We start from the raw sequence: 20,272 nt of genomic DNA, 5'->3' as shown, positions 1-20,272 counted from the left end.
TTCGGTTGCGGCGCCGCGGGGCCGGGTCCCGTTGCCCGGGTCCGGCTACGGCGCGAGGTCGGCGTAGAGAATGATGTTGTCGGTGCGGTGACCGTCCTTGATCGGGCCGCCACAGGTCAGCAGGCGCAGCTCGGGCCGGTCGGTCGCCCCATACACCTTATGGGTGGGGAAGTTCTTTTTGTCCACCTGTTCCATCTCGCGCACCTTGAACGTCGCCGTGCTTCCGTCCGCTCGCGGCACCGAGATCGTGTCCCCCATTCTCACCTTTCCCACGTGCCGCATCAGCGCGGGCCCCTCCGCGGTGTCGTAGTGCGCGACCAGGACGGCCGCCCCCTTCTCGCCGGGGGTGACGCCCCCGGTCCACCAGCCCGGCTCGTCCGCCTTGTCGACGGGCGGCACCTCCAGCGCGTCGTCCGCGCCCACGCCGAGGTCGAGCATCGACTTCGCGTCGACACCGGCCGCCGGTATGCGCAGGCCCGTCGGCCGGGACTTCCCCAGCGGGGCGCGTGGCTCGGCCGCCGGTGCGGCGGTGGCGTTGTCGACCTTGACGTCGGGCGCGGGGCTGCCGCCCGAGCCCTGGCCGCAGGCCATGAGGCCGATGCCGAGGGCGGCGGTGAGCGTGGCGGCGGCCGCGATGCGGGTGGTGTGACGGCACTTCACGGGGGCGGACGCGGGGACGGGTGCTTCGTCGGCGGGGGTGCTCACAGCGGCTCCTGCGGGTGGGTACGTGGGGGAGGGCGGGGCTCAGGCGTCGGTGCGGCCGCGGCGGAGCATCGCGTACCCGAGACCGGCCGCACCGGCGGCCGCCATGGCGCCACCGGCGGCGATGAACACCGGGTCGCCGCCGTGGAACCCCTCGGTGCCCGCCCTGACCCCGCCCTCGGGGGCGGCCGGCGCCACGGTCCGGGTGTCCTCGGCCCGGGAGGGCGTATCCGCGACGGCGGCAGCGGCCGGCACGAGGAGCGCGCCGCCGAAGACGGCGGTCACGGCGGCGGAACGGAGGACGGCGCGGCGGCGAAGGCTGCTCATGAGGGGACGGTCCTTACGGCTGAGATCTTGGCCGACGGCTGCCGACGGCTGAACGGCGGAGGCTGCGAGGAAGCGAGGAAGCGAGACAGAAGGGGCGGAAGGAACACCTCTGAAGCTAGATGTCCGCCATTGCGGCAATTAGTCGGCAATGTAACAACGGGCCATCACTACGAAGGCGGACGGCCGCGGGCACTGTCCTGAGGGCTGGCGGGGGGCATGGTCCCGAGCGGTGCCGCGGGCGTGGTCCCGAGTGCCGCCTCGGGCACGGTCCTGAGTTCTGCCTCGGGCGCGGTCCCGAGCGGTGCCGCGGGCATGGCCCCGAGACTGCCTCGCGCACGGTGCCGAGTGCCGCCGTGGGCGCGGCCCCGAGTGCCGCCGCACCCTTCGGTCCCGAGCGCTCTCGCAGGTGCCGTCACGGGCCCCATGACGGGCCCCGTCACGGTCCCCGTCGCGGGTGACGGCCGGGTGTCGGCAGGAGTGGCTCAACTTCTCTCCGTGGTGCCCAGGTTCTTGCCCAAGGCATGTCCTTGCTGCTCCCATGGTCCGTGGGGTGATGGTGCATGAGCGGACTGCGCGTCATACCGGCCTGGCGGCACGGACAGGAGCGGCTGTACGTCTGTCGTGCGGACGGCAGGAATGTGGCGTGGTACGAGAGGGAGCCGTCCCGCGTGACCCTCCTCGCCGACGACCACAGGGAAGCGGTTCTGCGCGCCCTCGCCCCCTTCATCACCGGCGGCGTCTCGATCGGCCCGCCGCCCGTCCCCACCCCCGCCGAGCTGGCCCGCCTCGCCCTCCACCCGGACGACGACCTCGCACCGAACCGCCCCGGCGAGGCCCTCCTGATCGCCCTGGACCGCGAACCGGCCCCCGCCCGCAGGCTGCGCGCCGACCCCCGGCAGCGTGCACTCACCGCCGAGCAGGCCGTCGGCGAGGTGCTCGACGGGCTCGATGGCGCGGGCTGGCACACCCTGCACTCGGTGCCGCTGCCGGGCGGCGCCCGCATCCACCACCTCCTGATCGGCCCCGGCGGTCTGTTCAGCGTCCACACGCTCCCCGCCCGCAAGCAGCGGGTGCGCGTCGCCGACCCGATGGTCACGGTCGGCCGCGCGGACCCGCGTCCACTCCTGAGGCAGATCCGCGCCGACGCCGACCGGGCGTCCTTCGCGCTGACCGCCGAGATCCGCCCGGTCCTCGCCCTGTCCGGGGCGGCGGACCTCGACGTGACGGCCCCGCCGCGCGGGGTGCGGATCGTGCGCGACGCGGAGGTGTCGGCCCTCGCGGGCATCGGCGGCGTACTGAAACCGGCCGATGTGGAGGCGCTGCACGCGATGGCCCGCGACCGTCACACGTGGCGGCGGGCCTAGGTCCTTCGCAACGCTCTCACTCCCCCGGCCGGGGAAGCGCACGCGGGAGCGGACGGCCCTGGTCCGGGTCGGTGAGGGGACCCAGCAGGTCCCCGTACCGCTGAAGGCGGGGCGCGATGTCGGCGGCGAGGAAGACGAGATCCGCAGGGTCGCTGCACCCCTCGACCTCCTCCCAGGTCACGGGCGCGGAGACCGTCGGTTCCCGGCGGGCGCGCAGGGTGTAGGGGGTGGCGGTCGTCTTCGCCGCGGCGTTCTGGCTGAAGTCGACGAAGACCTTGCGGGGGCGCAGGCTGCGGGTCATCCGGTGGACGACCAGGTCGGGCAGTTCGGCCTCGGCTTCCTGGGCGAGCGCCTTCGCGTACGCGGTGACCTGCTCGGAGGGCGTCGGCTCCAAGGGGCAGAGCAGATGCAGGCCCTTCGAACCCGAGGTCTTCGCGTAGACGTCCAGGCCGTCCGCCCGGAGGCGCTCGCGCAGCCAGAGGCCCGCCCGGCAGCACTCGACGACGGTGGCGGGGGCGCCGGGGTCCAGGTCGAGCACGAGCCGGTCGGCCATGGCGGGAGCGTCCGCCTGCCACTGGGGAGTGTGGAACTCGGTCACGAGATTGCCCGCCCACATCAGGCTCGCCAGATCGTTCACGACGATCTGCCGGATGTTGCCGTCCGAGCGCGGCACGTCGGCGGTGTGCACCCAGTCGGGGGTGCCCGGAGGCACGTTCTTCGCGAAGAACTGCTGGCCGTCGGGCCCGTCCGGGAACCGGAGGAAGGAGAGGGGTCGGTCGCGGAGATGGGGGAGCAGCGCGTCGGCCGTGCTGGCGTAGTAATGCAGCAGCTCGCCCTTGGTGAAGCCGGATGCGGAGTAGAGGACCTTGTCGAGATTGCTGAGGGAGAGCCGCCGCCCCTCCACCTCGGTGATCGGCGTCATACGATGAGAATCCCACGAATGGGAACAATGGGTACTAATTGGTAATGATTGGTACTCATTGCTTCCCTCTGCCCACCCCGTTACCGCTCGGCCGCTGAGAGGTGCCAGACGTGCGATCCGTATGGAACGGTGCGATCTCCTTCGGCTTGGTCAGCATCCCGATCAAGCTCATGAACGCCACCGAGAACCACTCGGTGTCCTTCCGGCAGATCCACACGGAGGACGGCGGCCGGGTCCGCTACCGCAAGGTGTGCGAGCTGGAGGAGCGGGAGGTGACGTCCGCCGAGATCGGCAAGGGGTACGAGGACCCGGACGGCTCGGTCATCCCGATCACCGACGAGGATCTGGCGGACCTGCCGCTTCCGACGGCCAAGACGATCGAGATCGTGGCCTTCGTGCCCGCGGGCGTCGTCGATCCGATGCAGATGGACACGGCCTACTACCTGTCGGCCAACGGGGTGCCCGCCACCAAGCCGTACACCTTGCTGCGGGAGGCGTTGAAGCGGAGCGAGAAGGTGGCGATCGCGAGGTACGCGCTCCGGGGACGGGAGCGGCTGGGAATGCTGCGCGTCGTGGACGACGTGCTCGCGATGCACGCCCTGCTGTGGCCGGACGAGATCCGGGCGCCGGAAGGGGTGGCTCCGGACACCCAGGTCAAGGTCAGGGACGCGGAACTCGACCTGGCGGACGCCCTGATGGACACGCTGGGAGAGGTCGACGTCTCCACCCTCCACGACGACTACCGCGCGGCGCTGGAGGAACTCCTCACCGCCAAGGCCGAGGGCACGAGCCCCGCGGCGCCGGCCGCCGACGCGGACTCCGGCGGGGGCAAGGTGATCGACCTGGTGGCGGCTCTGGAGAAGAGCGTGAGCGCGGCGAAGACGGCGCGGGGTGACGGAACGGTGGCGGAGGTGACTCCGCTGCAGCGAGGCGGGCGCAAGAAGGCCGCGGCCGCACCGAAGCGGACTGCCGCGTCGTCCGGCGCCTCGTCCGCCGCCTCGTCCGCTGGTTCGTCCGCCGGTTCCTCCGGGCGGGCGAAGACGACCCCGAAGGATGTGGGCGGCAAGAAGTCGACGGCGAAGAAGGCGACGGGGGCGGCGGCGAAGAAGACGACGGCGAGGAAGTCGACCTCGAAGACGGCGAGTGCGAGTACGGCGAGAGGGACCGCGGCGGCGAAGAAGACCCCCGCGAAGAAGGCGACCACGAAGAACCGGGCCCGGGCCTAGGGCGGCGGCGACGGAGACGCCGTAGCTCGCGTGGCGTCCTCGGGGTCGCCGTCGTGTTCGCGGGCGGGGAACCTGGAGGAATGACCCAGGACAAGGACAGCAACTACCGGCCCGTCGTCTTCCGGGACCGCTCGGCGGGCTACGCCTTCCTCACCCGCTCCACCGCCGAGAGCGACCAGACCATCGAGTGGGACGACGGCGAGACGTACCCGCTGGTGGAGGTGGAGATCTCCTCCGAGAGCCATCCCTTCTACACGGGCCGCGCCCGGGTCGTGGACTCCGAGGGCCAGGTCGCCAAGTTCGAACGCCGCTACGGCGACCAGGCACCCCCGGGCACGCCGGAGTGATCCGCCCTGCCCCACCCGCCCGCGCCACGCCGCGTGTGCGGCAGTAGTGGCAGTGGTGGCAGGAGTGACAGGACGTGGCAGGAGTGGCAGGAGAGCCAGGACGGCCCGACGATGGCCCTAGAACCTTGATCACGAACGACGCATGACGAACGAGCTTGATCACGAGAAGGCGGCGGGCATGACCGACGGCACGACCGATCTCCAGGCGCTGGCGGCCGAGGCGTACATCTACGGCCACCCGATGGTGCTCAACCTCGACGAAGTCGACCGCGTCTCCCGCAACGGCATGGGCCCGGTGCCCCCCGCGCCGTTCAACGAGTTCAGCCACGGCGGCAGGCCCGCGGACTCCCGGGACCAGTGGGTGAACGCCGACGCCGACACCATCTGCTCCCTGGCGCAGCTGGACCTCTCCGGCGGCGCCCTGCTCCTGACCGTCCCGGACACCGGCGGCCGCTACTACGTCCTGCAGTTCGTCGACGCGTGGACCAACAACTTCGCCTACGTGGGCCGCCGGGCCACCGGCACCGGCGAGGCCAGCTACCTGCTCACGCCCCCCGGCTGGGACGAGGAGATCCCGCTGGGCGCCACCCGGATCGCCGTGCCGACAGAGGTGGCGACGATCGTCGGGCGATGGGCGTGCACGGGACCGGATGACGAGGCGGCGGTGCGGGAGCTCCAGGAGGACACACTCCTGGAGCCGTACTGGACGGCATCCGGCGAGCCCCGCGGGCTGCCGACCCACACGTACGTCCCCGACGGCGAGCCGGAGATCCTCTTCTACGAGAAACTGCGCGCTCGCATGGCCGCCTTCCCGCCCGCGCAGCCCGACCTCGCGTATCAGCAACGGTTCGCGCCGCTGGGCCTGTTGGACGCGCAGAGTCCGTACGCGCAGCCCGAGCCCGACCTCGCCGAAGCGCTGCGCGCGGGATTCGCGGCGGGCAAGGAGCGGGTCGAGCAGGCGGCCGCGGACGGGAGCGGACCGCAGCAGAACGGCTGGAAACTCGCGTATCACGCCTTCGACTACAACGCCGACCACTTCGAGACCGGCACCCTCAATGACCCTCAATGGATCTGCGCGGACCGGGAGTTGGGCCGCATGCTGCGCGCCACCGCGGCGCACACCGCGCTCTGGGGCCGGCACGGCTACGAAGCGGCATGCGCGCTGGCGTGGGACGACGGCGACGGCCGGCCGCTGGAGGGCGAGCAGTCGTACACCCTGCGCTTCGAGAAGCCGCCGCCGGTGGACGCGTTCTGGGCGGTGACGATGTACGGCCTGCCGGACCGGCATCTGGTCACGGGCCCCGTCGAGCGCCACTCCATCGGCGACCGCACTCCGGGCCTCAGCTACGACGACGACGGCTCCCTCACCCTCCTCCTCCAGCGACAACGCCCCGCCGACGACAAGACGGCGGCGAACTGGCTGCCCACGCCGGAGGGCCGCTTCCGCCCCATCCTGCGCATGTACACGCCTCGCGCCGCCGTCATCGACGGAACGTACGAGCTGCCGCCGATCCGCCGGACCTGACCGGACTGAAACGGACCGAACCGTACGTAACGGGACCTGACGTGACCTAAGGAGAAGTGGCCCACCGAGAGGAGGCGGCGACCCAATCCGCCTCCCAGCGGGCGAGGTTGATCCGTTCGAGCCTTCGGTGGGCGCAGGCGTACGCGGCGGCGCCGAGGAGCGGGACGGCGATGGCGGCCATGACGGCGTAGCCCACGGCGTGGTCGCGGACCTCGCCCTCGGTGAGGGGCGGGTCGGTGATCTTCCCCTCGTCACTCACCCACACGGGGACGGTGCTCCCGGCGGATGTCGCGGGCTCGACGTCCTGCTGCGCGGTACGGGTGTCTCCGTGCCGGTCGGTGAAGCGGACGGTGACCGGGTACAGGACGTTCCTCGCCTCGACCGACCCGGGTTCGGGATGGCGGGGCGCGTCATGGACGAGGACGGCGGTGGTGCGGTGCCGGGTGTCGGCCTGATGCCGGGCGATCTGTTCGGTGTGGCGACGGACCGCGTCGCCGACCAGGACGACGGCGGCCGGGGTGGCGGTCAGGACGACCAGGAAGAGGCCGAGGGCGATCCATGCCTCTATGAGGTCGGTGCGGCGGCGCAAGGGGTTGCGCCGCAGGCGCCATAGGAGGGGGAGGGGGCGGGGGTGAGGGCGAGGGCGTGGGTCGGGCTGGTGGGGTTCTCGTGCTTCGGGGGGCGGTTGCGCCGGGGGGATGGGGCCGGCCACGGGGGCTCCTTGGTCGTGGTTCTTCGGGGTGGATCAGTGGGGGTGCGCCCTGGAGGGGTGCCCGTGCGCGGCCCGGAGGAGCTTCGCGGCACCGCGGACCGCCGCGGTGTGCGGGGCGGGCACGGGCTGCACGGGAGCGTGCAGCTCGCCGGCGAGGCCGTAGCTGATGCCGGGCAGCAGCGCGCCGCCGCCGGCGAGGAGCACCCCCCGCCGGAGGGCTGCGCTGGTCCGGGAGGTGCGGTCCTGTTCGAGCATCGCGGTCACCATCGCGACGACGCAGGCGGTGATCCGGGAGTGCGGCGACGGTGATGAGTGCGGCGACGGTGATGCGGTCGTCGTGCCGTCCACGTCGCTGGTCCCCAGGGCGGTGTGCCGGGCGTCGGTCACGTCGCCGTCACAGAGCAGGGCGACCTCGGTGAGATGGGCGCCGATGTCCACGACGAGCAGGGGGCGGGCCAGATCGGCGTCCACGGCCGTGGCCACGGCTCGCGCCGTGGAGATCGTGAGGACGGTGCGCGGGCGGAGCACCTCGACGGCGACGCGGGCTTCGGCCCGGTAGGCGACCCCGCCGAGGACGGGCGCGGTCAGGATGATCAGGGGGCGCCCGAAACGGGGCAGCCGGTGGCCGAGCAGCCGGTCGAGCATCAGGGCGGTCCCGGGGGTGTCGACGATGGCGCCGCGCCGGACGGGGTGGACGGTACCGCCGCCGGTGAAGGTCACCGTGGGTACGTCGAGGATCATCCGCCGCCCGGACGTCCAGGCACGGGTCCGCGCACTGCCGAGGTCGAGGGCGATGCCGGAGCATCGGCGGCACCAGGGCCATGGGTACGAGGGGTGCCGGCCTGGTGCGGGGGAGCGGTCGGGGGTGGGGAAGCGGTTGGCGGCCACGGTCATCGATCGGCTCCTCGGACCTGCTGGCAGCGGGCGCAGTAGCGGGCCTGCGGCACGATCATCAGGCGCTCGCGATCGATGGGGCGGCGGCACAGGTGGCAGGCCCCGTAGTCGCCGCGGTCCATGCGCCGCAGGGCGGCCTCGACGTCGGCGAGGACCATGCGGGCGGACGCGGAGAGCTTGATGCGGACCTCGGTCCGGGACGCGCTCTGCCGGTCGAGGAGCGCGTCCGTGCGGGGCAGCGCGGAGTCGGAGAGCTGCTGCAACTGCTCGCGGCGGAACAGGAACTGGTCGCGGAGGTTCTCGCTCAGGGCGGCGAGGTCCTCGGGCGACAGGTGTGTGCCGCGGTCGTCGATGATCTGGTGGTTCACCACTTCACCCCTCAGGCAGGGCGGGAGAGACGGGGAGCGGGAGAGACGGAGGGCGGGAGACGGAGTGCGGGGGACGGAGTGCGGGAGACGGGGGGAGGGGGAGGGCTGCTGTCGTCGGCGGTCAGCCCGTCCTGCGCTGGCAGGGAACGCAGAACTGCGTGTAGGGCAGGATCTCCAGGCGCTCGACCGGGATGGGCTTGGCGCAGGTGGGGCAGGTCCCGTAGCTGCCGTCCCGGACGCGGGCGAGAGCGGCCTCGATCTCCTTGAGGACCCGTTCGATCGTTTCCTTCTGCGCCAGCATCACTTGCTCCTCGACCTCGTGCCCGGCTCCGCCGATGGCCCGCGACCGGGACAGCTGGGTCGACTGGTTCAACTGGGTCAGCTGGGTCAGCCGGGAATCTCGTTCGTGTTCCAGGCGCAGGTGCGCGTCGTGCGACATGGCGGGTCCTTCTTCCGGCGAGGCGGCCGCCGGGGCGGGCGGCGCGTATATGCCCCCACCGTCGCCGGTACGGAACGTAAAGCCCATCGGGCGCGATACCCATCTACGGCCGTTCAGAGGGCCCATCCCGGCGCGCGGGCCGACCAAGAGCAGGTCCAAGAGCAGGTCCAAGAGCAGGTCCATGAGCAGGTCCATGAGCAGGTCCATGGGCAGATCCATGGGCAGGCCAAGGTGAGGAAATGGGCATTGGGCCCCATCGACGGAGAGAACGGAAGCAGGCAGGCTGGACGACAGACGGGACAAGATCGCCCGGAAGGACGAGACGAAACGTCACGCAGGCAGGCAGGCACGCACACACGCAGGCACGCGGTCGTTTCCGTCACGCACACAGCAGACGTTCCGTCACGCACACAACGGACGTTCCGTCACGCACACATACGAGATGAAACGTCACCCACCCAAGAGAGGCGCCACCCCGTTGTCCCTGTTCTGGCGGATCTTCGCGCTCAACGCGGTGGTGCTGGGAAGCGCCACCGCGCTGCTGCTGTGGGCGCCGGTGACCGTCTCCGTGCCGGTGGTGCTGACCGAGGCGGTCATCCTCGTGGCCGGCCTTGGCGTCATGCTGGTCGCCAACGCGGCCCTGCTGCGGATCGGCCTCGCCCCGCTGGAACGGCTCACCCGCTTGATGACCACGGTCGACCTGCTGCGCCCCGGCCACCGCCTGCCGGAACAGGGCAGAGGCGAGACCGCCGAACTGATCCGCACGTTCAACGCCATGCTCGAACGGCTGGAGCAGGAACGGGCAGCGAGCAGCGCCCGCGTGCTCCTGGCGCAGGAATCGGAACGGCGCCGTATCGCCCAGGAGCTGCACGACGAGGTCGGCCAGACGATGACCGCGGTCCTGCTGGCCCTCAAGCGGGCGTCGGACGCGGCGGACGAACCCCTGCGCGCCGAGCTGCAGCAGGCGCAGGAGATCACGCGGGGGAGCCTGGACGAAGTACGCCGCCTGGTGCGCAGGCTGCGGCCGGGCGTGCTGGACGACCTCGGCCTGATCAGCGCGCTGACCTCGCTGACCACGGAGTTCGCCACACACGCCGGGCTACGAGTGGTACGCCGCTTCGACGCATCCCTGCCTCCACTGGACCAGCAGACGGAACTGGTCCTGTACCGGGTGGCCCAGGAGGCCCTGACCAACGCGGCCCGCCACGCCGAGGCGGGCCGGGTCGAGGTGAGCCTGACCCGGGCGTACGGCACGGTGGTGCTGTCCGTCGCGGACGACGGCCGGGGGACGGGGGTCGCCCACGAGGGGGCGGGGATCCGGGGGATGCGAGAACGGGCGCTGTTCATCGGGGCGAAGCTGGACGTCACGTCGGGCCTGCAGGCTGCCGGCACGGAGGTAAGGCTGACGGTCCCGACTCATTCGTCCGCTGACGCACCGGGCACGCACTCCGCACCTCCGGCACCTGCAGGAGGTACCGATGAAGAATTCAACTAGTACACCGATCAACGCACCGATCGGCACACCGATCCGTATCCTCCTGGCCGACGACCACGCGTTGGTACGTCGCGGGGTGCGGCTCATCCTGGACGGCGAGCCGGACCTCCAGGTGGTCGCCGAGGCAGGGGACGGCGCGGAGGCCATAGCCCTGGCCCGCACGCACGAGGTCGACCTGGCGGTACTGGACATCGCGATGCCCCGGATGACCGGTCTGCAGGCCGCGCGCGAACTGGCGGCGCTGAAGCCGGGCGTACGCGTACTGATGCTGACGATGCACGACAACGAGCAGTACTTCTTCCAGGCGCTGAAGGCGGGTGCGAGCGGATACGTGCTGAAGTCGGTGGCCGACCGGGACCTGGTGGCCGCCTGCCGGGCGGCGATGCGGGACGAACCCTTCCTCTACCCGGGCGCGGTCACCGCACTGATCCGCAACTACCTCGACCGGGTCCGCCAGGGCGAGGAGCCGCCGGACCAGGTGCTGACGGCGAGGGAGGAGGAGGTTCTGAAACTCGTGGCCGAGGGCCACTCCTCGAAGGAGATCGCGGAAATGCTCTTCATCAGCATCAAAACGGTTCACAGACACCGAGCGAACCTGCTCCACAAACTGGGCCTGCGCAACCGCCTGGAACTAACGCGCTACGCAATCAGAGCAGGCTTGATCGAACCCTGACCCCGGCCTCCGCGAGACCTGAGGGACTCGGACTCCCGCTTCCCGAAGCCGGACGGGCGGGCCCGAGGCTCCCCGAAGCCTGAGGGACCCGAGGCTCCCCGAAGGTTGGCGGACTCCAGCTTCCCGAAATCTGAGGACGCGGTACTCCCTGAAGTCTTAGGGACTCCCGCTTCCTGAAGCCTGAGGACGCCGGGTCCCCCGAAGCCTGAGGGACGTCGGGCTCCCAGAAGGCTCACGGGCCCGAGGCTCCGAAGGCTGACGGGCCTCGCGCCCCCAACGCAAGACCGACCCCGCCCGATCACCAGCCCGCCCGCCCTGGTGCGCTCCGCGCGCGGGCCTGGCCGACGCGCCCCCCAACCGCCGTTCCCCAACCGCCCAACCGCCGCTCTCCCAACCGCATGACCTGCTCGACCTTCTCGCCTGCCTGATCCACCCCCCCACCCACATGACCGCCTCAAGGCCCAGCTGCCACTCCCCGGCCGGGCCTTGAGGCATCCAACGTACGTAGGCCACCAACCACCGACACGAAGAGGGGGACGGCCCGTGGCACGCTCGTCGCACACCGTCCCGCGCACCCTCGCCCCAGGTCCGGCAGCACTGCTGGCCGTACTGCTCGCGGTTCTGACCGCCCTGCTGGGACCCCCCGAACACAACAGCGGCACGTACGCACCGGCATCAGCCGGTGCCGCGGCTCTGTTCGACACACTGGCCGCAGTTGGTGCGAACGCACGCGCGTCAGCCGGTACCGAGGCTCGGCTCGGCGCACCGCACGTAGACGGTGCAAGCACGCCCGCATTCGGTGCAGCCCTCGCACTCAGCGCACCCCGCGCAGACGATGCGAACGCACCCGCATCCAGAGCAGCAACGGCACTCACCACACCGCGCGCAGACGACGCGGACCCCTCAGCCTCCAGCGCCGCGACCCGTAGTCAGCGCGACACCACCACCGGCGAGCGGCCGTCGCCGCCGCCCCCAGTCACTCCCACCACGGTGGGCACAACTGCCGCCCTGGGCCGGCCCGCGTGGGCGCCCTCGTCGGCGCCACGCCCGCCCGCATCCCTGCAAGCAGCCGGCCCACCCGGCGTACGCGCACCACCCCCACCTCCCGGCACCTGACACCCCTTCTTCCCCTTGACCGCGGCCACTGCCCTGGCCGCGGCGTGCCTGCCGGAGGCCCGCTGTGCCCCAACCACCCCCGCGTCCCGACGCGAACCGCCCCCCGAACCCGGACGACAAATGCCCCTCAAACTCCGACGTGAACACCCCCACGCCCCCGGAGCCGAGCCGTCGTCCAAGCCCTGACGCGACCCCTCTGCCGGGCTCGCGCCCGCTCACGGAGGCGAGTCGCCCCGCGAGCCTCGACGAGCACGATTCCTCGTTCCCGGACGCGGGTCGTCCCCGAACGCCCGACGCGAACACCCCCACACCCGCGGTCGCGAGTCGCCCCCCAAGCCGCGACGCGAACCCGCCCTCGAACCCGATCCCGGACGTCAACCATCCCCCGCACCCGGATCGCCCCTTGAGCGCCGACGCGAACCACCCAGCAAACCCCCACCCGCACCCAGACCCATCCGCGAGCCGCCCCCAGAACCCCGACGGGAGCCACCCTCCAAACTCCGGCGCGAACCACTCCCGTAGCTCCCACGCGAACCACTCCCAGAGCCCCGACGCGAACCACCCCCCAAACTCCGGAACCTCCGGCGTGTCCCACCCCCCAAGCCCCAACGCAAAGAAATCTCAACGCGGCCCCACCCCGCGTTCCCCGCACCGATCAGCCACCACCAGACCCCCGCACCGATCGAGCCCCCGCCCCCCACGCCAATCAACCCCGCGCACCCCACGCCAATCCACCCCCCGGCCCCCACGCAGATCCACCCCCCGCCCCCAACTCATCAGAGCCCTACTAGCCCTGGCCGCAGTAGCCCTATCCCTCTACGTAGCCCTGACCGTGCCCGTCCACCTGGGGCTCGACCTGCGCGGCGGCACGCAACTCGTACTGGAAACCCGCCCCACCTCCACCGACAACTCCACCTCCGAAGCAGGCAAGGAGGCCACGGACCGCACCGTGGAGGTGCTTCGCGGACGTATCGACGCGCTAGGTGTCGCCGAGCCCACCATCGCCCGCTCCGGGGACAACCGGATCGTCGTGGAGCTGCCCGGCGCCCAGGACCCGACCAAGGCAGCGGACATGCTCGGCCGCACAGCCGAACTCACCTTCCACCAAGTGATCGGCGCAGCAAAGAAAACCGACGATTCCGCACCCCACCCCACCCCCTCCTCCCACCCGGCCCCCACACCCTCCTCCCGCCCCCACCAGCAAACCCTGACCGACGAGTCAGGCAACCCCCTGCACCTGGAGGCGGCCGCACTCACGGGCAAGCAGGTCGAGAAGGCCACCAACCGCTTCGACCAGCAGGGCGGCGCCGGTTGGCACGTGACCGTCGACTTCAAGGGACCAGGGCGTGACGCCTGGACCCGCCTGACGGGCGAAGCCGCCTGCCACCCCGCAGGGGACCCGGCCCGAAGGGTCGCCATCGTCCTGGACGGCAAGATCATTTCCTCGCCACAGGTAGACACCTCGGTCACGTGCGGCTCCGGAATCAGCGGCGGCTCGACGCAAATCACGGGCTCGTTCAGCGACAGCGAGGCCCGCGAACTGTCCCTACTGATCAGCGGGGGAGCCCTCCCCGTACCGGTGGAGATCATCGAGCAACGCACGGTAGGCGCCAGCCTCGGCGCGCAAGCCATCACGGCCAGCATCTGGGCCGCAGCCATCGGCACCACGCTGACCGCGCTCTTCATCATCGCCGTCTACCGACTCATGGGCGCCCTCGCCACCCTGGCCCTGGCCGCATACGGCCTGATCTCCTACGCCGCCCTCGCCGCACTCGGCGCCACTCTCACGCTCCCCGGCCTCGCCGGCTTCGTGCTGGCCATCGGCATGGCGGTCGACGCCAACGTCCTCGTCTTCGAACGCGCCCGCGAGGAGTACGCAGCCCGGGACCGCCCGACACCCCGGTCGACCCTGACCGCAGGATTCCGCAACGCGTTCAGCGCGATCGCGGACTCCAACATCACCACGCTCATCGCCGCCGGCCTGCTCTTCTTCCTCGCATCAGGCCCGGTACGAGGCTTCGGCGTCACGTTGGGCATCGGCGTCCTCGCCTCGATGTTCAGCGCCCTGGTCATCACCCGCGCCCTGGCTGACCACGCCGCGGCACACCCCGCCATACGCCGCCACCCCGCTCTGACCGGCATCGCGGGCATCGGCACGATCCGAGCTCGCCTGACTCGCGCCAATCCCAACCTGATGGGCCACCCCCGCAGATGGCTGGCAGTCTCCGCAGCCGCGCTGATCCTGGCGATCACCGGAATCGCCTCACGGGGCCTGGACTTCGGCATTGAATTCACGGGCGGCCGCGTAATCGAATACGCCACCGAGACCCCCATCGCCCCCGAAAAAGCCCGTACGGCACTGACGAAGGCAGGATTCCCGGAAACAGTAATCCAGACAACAAACGCCCCCAAAATCCCCACCCCCAAGGACTCCCAGCACGCCCCCCAAACTCCCACCCCACACCACCTCACAATCCGCACCCACACTCTGACGAATTCTCAGGCAGAGAAGATCACCACCACGATCGGCACCCTGACGGACCAGCCACCCACAAAGCTCCGCGACGAATCGATCGGCCCCAGCCTCGGCAAGGAACTACGTCAGGGCGCCTTGATCGCCCTCGGAGTGGCGCTGGCCGCGCAACTCGCGTACCTGGCGGCCAGATTCCGCTGGCTACTGGGCACAGCAGCAGTCGTCGCCCTGGCCCACGACGTAATCATCCTCGTCGGCATCTTCGCGTGGCTTGGCAAACCGATAGACGGAATCTTCCTGGCCGCGCTCCTGACAGTGATCGGCTATTCGGTAAACGACTCGGTGGTGGTCTTCGACAGAATAAGAGAACTAACAAAAAAGACCACAACCAAAACGACAACCAAAACGACAACCAAAACCGCTACCCAAACCACGTCCAAACCCACGCCCCCATACGACACCCCACACGACACCCCACACGACACCCCATACGCACAAATCACCAACAAGGCCCTACTGCAAACCCTCCCCAGAACCATCAACACAGGAATGGGCGCGGCATTCATCCTCACGGCGCTGGCAACGTTCGGAGGCGCCCCTCTGACGGACTTCGCCCTGGCGTTGCTGATCGGTCTGGCGGTGGGCACCTACTCCTCGATGTTCACGGCCACACCGCTGGCCATAGAAATGACAGCTCTCAGCCGTGCAGGGAGGGCCGATAAATGAGCTCGTGAGTACGTCCGTCAAGCACGCGGCTTTCGATCAACTCAAGATCGAAGTCGTCCGCACCCTGAAAGATCGGGTCCAGCCCGCTCCGACCGGTGATCACGGGAAAGAGCGTGACCTGGACCCGATCAACCAGGCCGGCAGCCATCAAGGCCCGATTCATGGACAGACTGCCGTGCGACCGCAGCGGCACGGCGGACTCTTCCTTGAGCCGAGCGACGACTTCAACGGCGTCCCCGCTCGCGACGGCCGCATCCGCCCAGTCGAGAGGCTCTTTCAGGGTGGTGGACACCACCGTCGCCGGCAGATTGATCATCCGGGTAACCCATGGATCACGAACCTCGGACTCCTCGGTACTGGCAGCCAGCATCTGAGAGAAAGCCCGATACGTGTTGGCCCCAAAAACCATCCGCTGCTCCTCGCGATAAAGAGCAAGGCGATGATCGAGAAGCTCGGGCCCTTGCTTGCCCCAGTACCCGGTCCAGTCACCACCGGCGCCCCCAAAACCATCAAGGCTGGAGAAGACGTCAAAGGTGTAGGTAGCGGCCATGATGATCCCCAAATCCGAGGCTGATCGAACAGGTCACCAGTACAGACCGCCCCGCACAACAAAACTCATCGCCACACCCAAGGCCTGCTGCGGTCGCTCCTCACGCCTCAGAGACGCGACGCCCACGCGCGGCGGCGCGCAACAGGGCCTGAGCGACGAGCTCGGCATCACCAGGGCTCAGAAAGATCTCATCAGTGCACAACACCGCCAACCGCACGGTGCCGTCCAACAGATTCGTGGCGACATCCACCTCAACGCCACTCCCGGTGACATCGCTGACGCCCAGTTCCAGGTCACTGCTGTAGGCACTCATGCACAAGAGCATGCCCGCCCCCACCAACCACCCACGCACACGCAAAACCCCGCCCGCAACGTCTCCGCTGCTGACGGGGTCTCAGGCACCCACTACAAGGTGCCCCCGGCAGGATTCGAACCTGCGCACACGGCTCCGGAGGCCGTTGCTCTATCCCCTGAGCTACGGGGGCGTGTCGGCCGTTTTGCGCGGCGACGTGTAGAACCCTACCAGCTCCTAACGGCTCCCCATGAACAGGTATTTCCGCACTCCGTGGCCGTGAAGGCGGGCGCATCCGCACCCTGCGTCCCAGAGGTCGCCCCTGGCTCCGCCGCGCGATCCCCCGTGCGGGGCGGAAGTGGGGAAAACCCGGACGCGGTGGTGGGCGCGGACCTACTCTCGAGTTGTGTCAGGCGTGTCAGGCCGCGTGCTTGTTGTCGACGACAACAAGGTCATCCGGCAGCTGATCAGGGTCAACCTCGAGCTGGAGGGCTTCGAGGTCGTGACCGCGGCTGATGGTGCCGAATGTCTGGACGTGGTCGACCAGGTCAGACCCGATGTCGTCACGCTCGACGTGGTGATGCCCCGCCTCGACGGGCTGCGTACCGCCGCTCGGCTGCGGTCCGATCCGCGGACCCGCGATCTGCCCGTCGTCATCGTCAGCGCCTGCACCCAGTACGAGGTGGAGAGCGGGCTGGAAGTGGGCGTGGACGCCTTCCTGGCCAAGCCCTTCGAACCATCCGAACTGCTCGGCATCGTACGGCAGTTGGTGGAGAACGGCAGGCGTGACGGGCCCGCGAGTGGTGGTGGGGCCATCGGCGGTGAGTTTGGCGCTGCCGCCGGTGAAGCCGAGCGCGCCGGCCGCCCCGGCGCCTGACCCCCACCGGCTTAGCCGGCTCCTACCGGCTTGGCCGGCTCCTACCGGCTTGGCCGGCTCCTACCGGCTTAGCCGGCTCCTACCGGCCTGGGCGTCTTGGCTTGGCCCCGCGCTGACCCCCACCCCCTTCTGCCCCCCACCCCCTTCTGACCCCCACCCCCTTCCGCCCTCACCCCCTTCCGCCCCCCCCAGCGCCCCGTCGGCTCATCTCCGCAACAGCCCCAGCCCCCGCCCTCCAGCCCACCCCCGTCCACATCCCGGACCATCAGGGAAACCAGGTCGCGTCCCCACCCCCCTCCTCCCATACGCTTGACCCGTGACCCCCGTCGAGCTCTCCCGCACCGTGCTGCGCGCCATGCGTCGTGCCGTCGATGACGGCGAGCTCAGTGGCCTTGGAGAGCTCCGTGGCCCGGGCGGGATGAGTGATCTCGACAACAAGACGAGTGATGTCGGGGAGCAGAGTGATCTTGGGGGTGACGGTGCCCCCTGGCGGGTCGTCGTCGAGCGGCCCCGTCCCGGTGGGTGTGGGGATTACGCCACCAACGTCGCCCTGCAGATCGCCCGCGCCGCCGGGCGTTCGCCCCGTCAGGTCGCCGAGGTGCTCTCCCCGCGGCTCGCGATGGAGCCCGGCATCGCGGCCATCGACATCACCGGGCCCGGATTCCTCAACATCACCCTCGATCGCGGTGGCCCCAGCACCGGCCACCCGGGCGGCAGCAGCTCCGACCCCGGCAGCGACACCCCCGCCTCCCACCGGGGGAGCAGCGGCAGCGCCGCCCTCGTACGGGACGTACTGGAGCGGGGCGCCCACTACGGCCACGTCCCCCCCGGCCCAGCGCACAGCTCCACCAACCTCCGCACCCCCCTCACCCTCCACTTCCCCCGCGAACCCCGCGCCGCCGTCCTGGCCGACGCCCTCCGCCGCATCCTCCGCACCCAGGGCATCTCCGTCCGCCTCACCTGCGACGAAGCCCCCGACCCCAGCTGGACGGCGGCCGGCGGGCTCGGCGTGCACGTCGACGCCAGCGGGAAGCCCACGGCGGACGCCGAGATTCTGCGACCCCACCCCGCGCCCACCGGCCCCTCGGGCACCGGCCCCGCGCCCACCGGCCCCACCCCTCCGGGCACCGTCCCCACCCCCCTGCGCACCGCCCCCACCCCCCTAGGCCCCGACGCCACCCGCTGGGCCCTGCTCTGGCCCGCCGGTCACGATCGGCCCCGTATCAGCGGCGAGCACCTGGTCCAGCGTGCGAGCAATCCCCTCTTCCGCGTGCGGTACGCCCACTCCCGCGCCCGTGCCCTCACTCGCAACGCCGCCGCCCTCGGTTTCAGCGCCGAGCCCGGTGACATAGCCGGGGCGGAGGCGTGGGAGTTGCTCGACGCCCTTGTCGACCATCCGCGCATCCTCGCCGGGGCCGCCCGGCACCGTGCTCCCGATCGGCTTGCCCGGCATCTCGTCGTGATCGCCGATGCCTTCCTCGCCTTTCAGCCCGACGTTCTGCCGCTCGGTGACGAGAAACCCTTGGCCGCCCACCGCGCCCGGCTCGCGCTCGCCGAAGCCGCCGGGACGGTGCTCGCAGGCGGCCTGTCCCTGCTCGGCATCAGCGCCCCCGAGTACTTGTGACTACTTGTGACACGTAGAGACGCGACCGACGCGCCCGACATGCCCGACGCGCCCGACGCGACCGATGCGCCACACATCAACGACGCGCCCGACGCGCCCTACGCGCCCGACGTGACCGAAGTGAGAGAGACGACCGCGACATGAGCCGTTCCGCACACCCCGCCGGGCCTCGCCACGCCGACGTACTGCCCGAAGGGCACTACACCGCCCCGGCCGACGACCTGAATTCCCTCGACCCGAAGGTCTGGGCGCAGACCGTCGGGCGCAGCGCCGACGGTGTCGTCACCGTCGGCGGCATCGAGGTGACCCGGCTCGCCGAGGAGTTCGGCACCCCCGCCTACTTCCTCGACGAGGCCGACTTCCGTGCCCGCTGCCACGCCTGGCGCGGAGCCTTCGGCTCCGATGCCGACGTCTTCTACGCCGGGAAGGCCTTCCTCTCGCGGGCCATCGTGCGGTGGCTGCACGAGGAAGGGCTCAACCTCGACGTCTGCAGCGGTGGCGAGCTCGCCACCGCCCTCGCCGCCGGCATGCCCGCCGACCGCATCGCCTTCCACGGCAACAACAAGACGGAGGGCGAGATCGAGCGGGCGATCGAGGCCGGTGTCGGGCGCATCGTGCTCGACTCCTTCCAGGAGATCGTGCGCGTCGCTCACATCGCCGACCGGCTCGGCGTACGTCAGCGCGTGCAGATCCGCGTGACCGTCGGCGTCGAGGCCCACACCCACGAGTTCATCGCCACCGCGCACGAGGACCAGAAGTTCGGCATCGCCCTCGCCGGGGGGCAGGCCGCCGAAGCCGTGCGCAGGGCCCTGCAGCTCGACGGGCTCGAGCTCATCGGCGTGCACTCGCACATCGGGTCGCAGATCTTCGACATGGCCGGGTTCGAGGTCAGTGCCCGGCGCGTCGTCCAGTTGCTCGCCGAGGTGCGGGACGAGCACGGCATCGAGCTTCCCGAGATCGACCTCGGCGGTGGCCTCGGCATCGCCTACACCTCCGAGGACGACCCCCGCGAGCCGCACGAGATCGCCAAGGCGCTGAGCGAGATCGTCACGCGTGAGTGCGAGGCGGCCAACCTCCGCACTCCCCGTATCTCCGTCGAGCCCGGGCGCGCCATCGTCGGGCCCACCGCCTTCACCCTGTACGAGGTCGGCACCGTCAAGCCCCTCGAGGGACTGCGTACGTACGTCTCCGTCGACGGCGGCATGTCCGACAACATCCGTACGGCGCTCTACGACGCCGAGTACAGCGTCGCGCTCGTCTCGCGTGAGTCCGATGCCGAGCCGATGCTCGTGCGCGTCGTCGGCAAGCACTGCGAGAGCGGGGACATCGTGGTGAAGGACGCGTTCCTTCCGGCGGACCTCGCGCCGGGTGATCTGATCGCCGTGCCCGCGACCGGCGCGTACTGCCGCTCGATGGCGAGCAACTACAACCACGCCCTGCGTCCGCCGGTCGTCGCCGTGCGGGACGGCGAGGCGCGGGTCATCGTCCGGCGCGAGACGGAGGAGGATCTCCTGCGTCTCGATGTCGGCTGAGCTCGGGATAACGTCGAGAACAGCGACTGGCGGGTGCCGACCGGCACCGGTGAGTATCGGCCAGTGAAATAGATGTCTCACAGTCCGG

At 70.5% G+C, this 20,272-nt stretch carries 19 protein-coding genes and 1 tRNA gene; 10 read left to right on the top strand and 10 right to left on the bottom strand.

The window, feature by feature from the left end:
* Nucleotides 1-45: 45 nt before the first annotated feature.
* Both ACWD02_RS08500 and ACWD02_RS08495 read right to left on the bottom strand, forming a co-directional pair.
* On the bottom strand, nt 46-591 hold the full coding sequence (locus ACWD02_RS08500) for a class F sortase (protein ID WP_451207421.1): 546 nt from the start codon (nt 589-591) through the stop codon (nt 46-48).
* Between the two features lie 153 nt (nt 592-744).
* The gene (locus tag ACWD02_RS08495; RefSeq protein WP_451206185.1) at nt 745-1,029 is read right to left on the bottom strand and encodes a hypothetical protein; all 285 of its coding nucleotides are present in this window, start codon (nt 1,027-1,029) and stop codon (nt 745-747) included.
* Between the two features lie 560 nt (nt 1,030-1,589).
* On the opposite strand from ACWD02_RS08495, the gene ACWD02_RS08490 reads away from it, so the two are divergent.
* Nucleotides 1,590-2,393, top strand: a complete 804-nt coding sequence (locus ACWD02_RS08490; RefSeq protein WP_451206182.1) for a nuclease-related domain-containing protein — start codon at nt 1,590-1,592, stop codon at nt 2,391-2,393.
* A 16-nt stretch (nt 2,394-2,409) separates the two neighbouring features.
* Here ACWD02_RS08490 and ligD read toward each other — a convergent pair whose 3' ends face one another.
* Nucleotides 2,410-3,315, bottom strand: coding sequence for a non-homologous end-joining DNA ligase (ligD, locus tag ACWD02_RS08485; protein WP_451206180.1), 906 nt, complete (start codon nt 3,313-3,315; stop codon nt 2,410-2,412).
* 110 nt (nt 3,316-3,425) lie between these two features.
* On the opposite strand from ligD, the gene ku reads away from it, so the two are divergent.
* The 3 genes from ku to ACWD02_RS08470 all read left to right on the top strand — a co-directional run bounded on the left by ku (nt 3,426) and on the right by ACWD02_RS08470 (nt 6,413).
* Nucleotides 3,426-4,541 carry a non-homologous end joining protein Ku gene (ku, locus tag ACWD02_RS08480; protein WP_451206177.1) on the top strand — a complete coding sequence of 372 codons (1,116 nt, stop codon included), beginning with the start codon at nt 3,426-3,428 and terminating at the stop codon, nt 4,539-4,541.
* A gap of 80 nt (nt 4,542-4,621) precedes the next feature.
* Nucleotides 4,622-4,888 (top strand): type B 50S ribosomal protein L31, encoded by a 267-nt coding sequence (locus ACWD02_RS08475; RefSeq protein WP_451206174.1) that lies wholly within the window; start codon nt 4,622-4,624, stop codon nt 4,886-4,888.
* A gap of 142 nt (nt 4,889-5,030) precedes the next feature.
* Nucleotides 5,031-6,413, top strand: a complete 1,383-nt coding sequence (locus tag ACWD02_RS08470) for a DUF1254 domain-containing protein (RefSeq protein ID WP_451206171.1) — start codon at nt 5,031-5,033, stop codon at nt 6,411-6,413.
* 46 nt (nt 6,414-6,459) lie between these two features.
* Here ACWD02_RS08470 and ACWD02_RS08465 read toward each other — a convergent pair whose 3' ends face one another.
* The 4 genes from ACWD02_RS08465 to ACWD02_RS08450 all read right to left on the bottom strand — a co-directional run bounded on the left by ACWD02_RS08465 (nt 6,460) and on the right by ACWD02_RS08450 (nt 8,826).
* Complete coding sequence (locus ACWD02_RS08465) at nt 6,460-7,125, bottom strand: Rv1733c family protein (protein WP_451206168.1); 666 nt, start codon at nt 7,123-7,125, stop codon at nt 6,460-6,462.
* Nucleotides 7,126-7,158: 33 nt separating this feature from the next.
* Nucleotides 7,159-8,019 (bottom strand): rod shape-determining protein, encoded by an 861-nt coding sequence (locus tag ACWD02_RS08460; RefSeq protein WP_451206165.1) that lies wholly within the window; start codon nt 8,017-8,019, stop codon nt 7,159-7,161.
* Nucleotides 8,016-8,390, bottom strand: a complete 375-nt coding sequence (locus ACWD02_RS08455) for a TraR/DksA family transcriptional regulator (protein ID WP_451206162.1) — start codon at nt 8,388-8,390, stop codon at nt 8,016-8,018. The genes ACWD02_RS08460 and ACWD02_RS08455 overlap by 4 nt, the downstream gene beginning before the upstream one ends.
* 118 nt (nt 8,391-8,508) lie before the next feature.
* On the bottom strand, nt 8,509-8,826 hold the full coding sequence (locus ACWD02_RS08450; protein ID WP_451207418.1) for a TraR/DksA C4-type zinc finger protein: 318 nt from the start codon (nt 8,824-8,826) through the stop codon (nt 8,509-8,511).
* Between the two features lie 478 nt (nt 8,827-9,304).
* Between ACWD02_RS08450 and ACWD02_RS08445 the strand changes: the two genes are divergently transcribed.
* From ACWD02_RS08445 to secD, 3 genes are all read left to right on the top strand, one after another.
* Nucleotides 9,305-10,321 (top strand): HAMP domain-containing sensor histidine kinase, encoded by a 1,017-nt coding sequence (locus ACWD02_RS08445; protein WP_451207414.1) that lies wholly within the window; start codon nt 9,305-9,307, stop codon nt 10,319-10,321.
* Nucleotides 10,305-10,994 carry a response regulator gene (locus ACWD02_RS08440; RefSeq protein ID WP_451206159.1) on the top strand — a complete coding sequence of 230 codons (690 nt, stop codon included), beginning with the start codon at nt 10,305-10,307 and terminating at the stop codon, nt 10,992-10,994. The genes ACWD02_RS08445 and ACWD02_RS08440 overlap by 17 nt, the downstream gene beginning before the upstream one ends.
* Before the next feature lie 1,891 nt (nt 10,995-12,885).
* Nucleotides 12,886-15,309, top strand: a complete 2,424-nt coding sequence (gene secD, locus ACWD02_RS08435; protein WP_451207411.1) for a protein translocase subunit SecD — start codon at nt 12,886-12,888, stop codon at nt 15,307-15,309.
* On the opposite strand, the gene ACWD02_RS08430 is transcribed toward secD, so the two are convergent.
* From ACWD02_RS08430 to ACWD02_RS08420, 3 genes are all read right to left on the bottom strand, one after another.
* Nucleotides 15,281-15,859, bottom strand: coding sequence for a dihydrofolate reductase family protein (locus tag ACWD02_RS08430; protein WP_451206156.1), 579 nt, complete (start codon nt 15,857-15,859; stop codon nt 15,281-15,283). The genes secD and ACWD02_RS08430 overlap by 29 nt on opposite strands.
* A gap of 100 nt (nt 15,860-15,959) precedes the next feature.
* Entirely contained in the window at nt 15,960-16,172 is a 213-nt protein-coding gene (locus ACWD02_RS08425; protein WP_451206153.1) for a hypothetical protein, read from the bottom strand.
* A 100-nt stretch (nt 16,173-16,272) separates the two neighbouring features.
* Nucleotides 16,273-16,344 (bottom strand) — tRNA-Arg (locus tag ACWD02_RS08420).
* A gap of 165 nt (nt 16,345-16,509) precedes the next feature.
* On the opposite strand from ACWD02_RS08420, the gene ACWD02_RS08415 reads away from it, so the two are divergent.
* From ACWD02_RS08415 to lysA, 3 genes are all read left to right on the top strand, one after another.
* The gene (locus tag ACWD02_RS08415; RefSeq protein WP_451206150.1) at nt 16,510-17,028 is read left to right on the top strand and encodes a response regulator; all 519 of its coding nucleotides are present in this window, start codon (nt 16,510-16,512) and stop codon (nt 17,026-17,028) included.
* Nucleotides 17,029-17,344: 316 nt separating this feature from the next.
* Complete coding sequence (gene nrtL, locus ACWD02_RS08410; protein ID WP_451206147.1) at nt 17,345-18,652, top strand: ArgS-related anticodon-binding protein NrtL; 1,308 nt, start codon at nt 17,345-17,347, stop codon at nt 18,650-18,652.
* A gap of 140 nt (nt 18,653-18,792) precedes the next feature.
* Nucleotides 18,793-20,184 (top strand): diaminopimelate decarboxylase, encoded by a 1,392-nt coding sequence (lysA, locus tag ACWD02_RS08405; RefSeq protein ID WP_451206144.1) that lies wholly within the window; start codon nt 18,793-18,795, stop codon nt 20,182-20,184.
* Nucleotides 20,185-20,272 lie beyond the last annotated feature (88 nt).

This window comes from Streptomyces sp. NPDC002853 (genome assembly GCF_053591915.1).
The sequence above is the reverse complement of the archived record's forward strand: the minus strand, read 5'-3'. Positions and strand labels throughout refer to the sequence as shown.

Bases quoted from the DNA above. Each gene is read 5' to 3' on its own strand.
- ACWD02_RS08500 (WP_451207421.1), bottom strand. From the start codon at position 591: ATGGCCTGCGGCCAGGGCTCGGGCGGCAGCCCCGCGCCCGACGTCAAG.
- ACWD02_RS08495 (WP_451206185.1), bottom strand. From the start codon at position 1,029: ATGAGCAGCCTTCGCCGCCGCGCCGTCCTCCGTTCCGCCGCCGTGACC.
- ACWD02_RS08490 (WP_451206182.1), top strand. From the start codon at position 1,590: ATGAGCGGACTGCGCGTCATACCGGCCTGGCGGCACGGACAGGAGCGG.
- ligD (WP_451206180.1), bottom strand. From the start codon at position 3,315: ATGACGCCGATCACCGAGGTGGAGGGGCGGCGGCTCTCCCTCAGCAAT.
- ACWD02_RS08475 (WP_451206174.1), top strand. From the start codon at position 4,622: ATGACCCAGGACAAGGACAGCAACTACCGGCCCGTCGTCTTCCGGGAC.
- ACWD02_RS08470 (WP_451206171.1), top strand. From the start codon at position 5,031: ATGACGAACGAGCTTGATCACGAGAAGGCGGCGGGCATGACCGACGGC.
- ACWD02_RS08460 (WP_451206165.1), bottom strand. From the start codon at position 8,019: ATGACCGTGGCCGCCAACCGCTTCCCCACCCCCGACCGCTCCCCCGCA.
- ACWD02_RS08450 (WP_451207418.1), bottom strand. From the start codon at position 8,826: ATGTCGCACGACGCGCACCTGCGCCTGGAACACGAACGAGATTCCCGG.
- ACWD02_RS08440 (WP_451206159.1), top strand. From the start codon at position 10,305: ATGAAGAATTCAACTAGTACACCGATCAACGCACCGATCGGCACACCG.
- ACWD02_RS08430 (WP_451206156.1), bottom strand. From the start codon at position 15,859: ATGGCCGCTACCTACACCTTTGACGTCTTCTCCAGCCTTGATGGTTTT.
- ACWD02_RS08425 (WP_451206153.1), bottom strand. From the start codon at position 16,172: ATGAGTGCCTACAGCAGTGACCTGGAACTGGGCGTCAGCGATGTCACC.
- lysA (WP_451206144.1), top strand. From the start codon at position 18,793: ATGAGCCGTTCCGCACACCCCGCCGGGCCTCGCCACGCCGACGTACTG.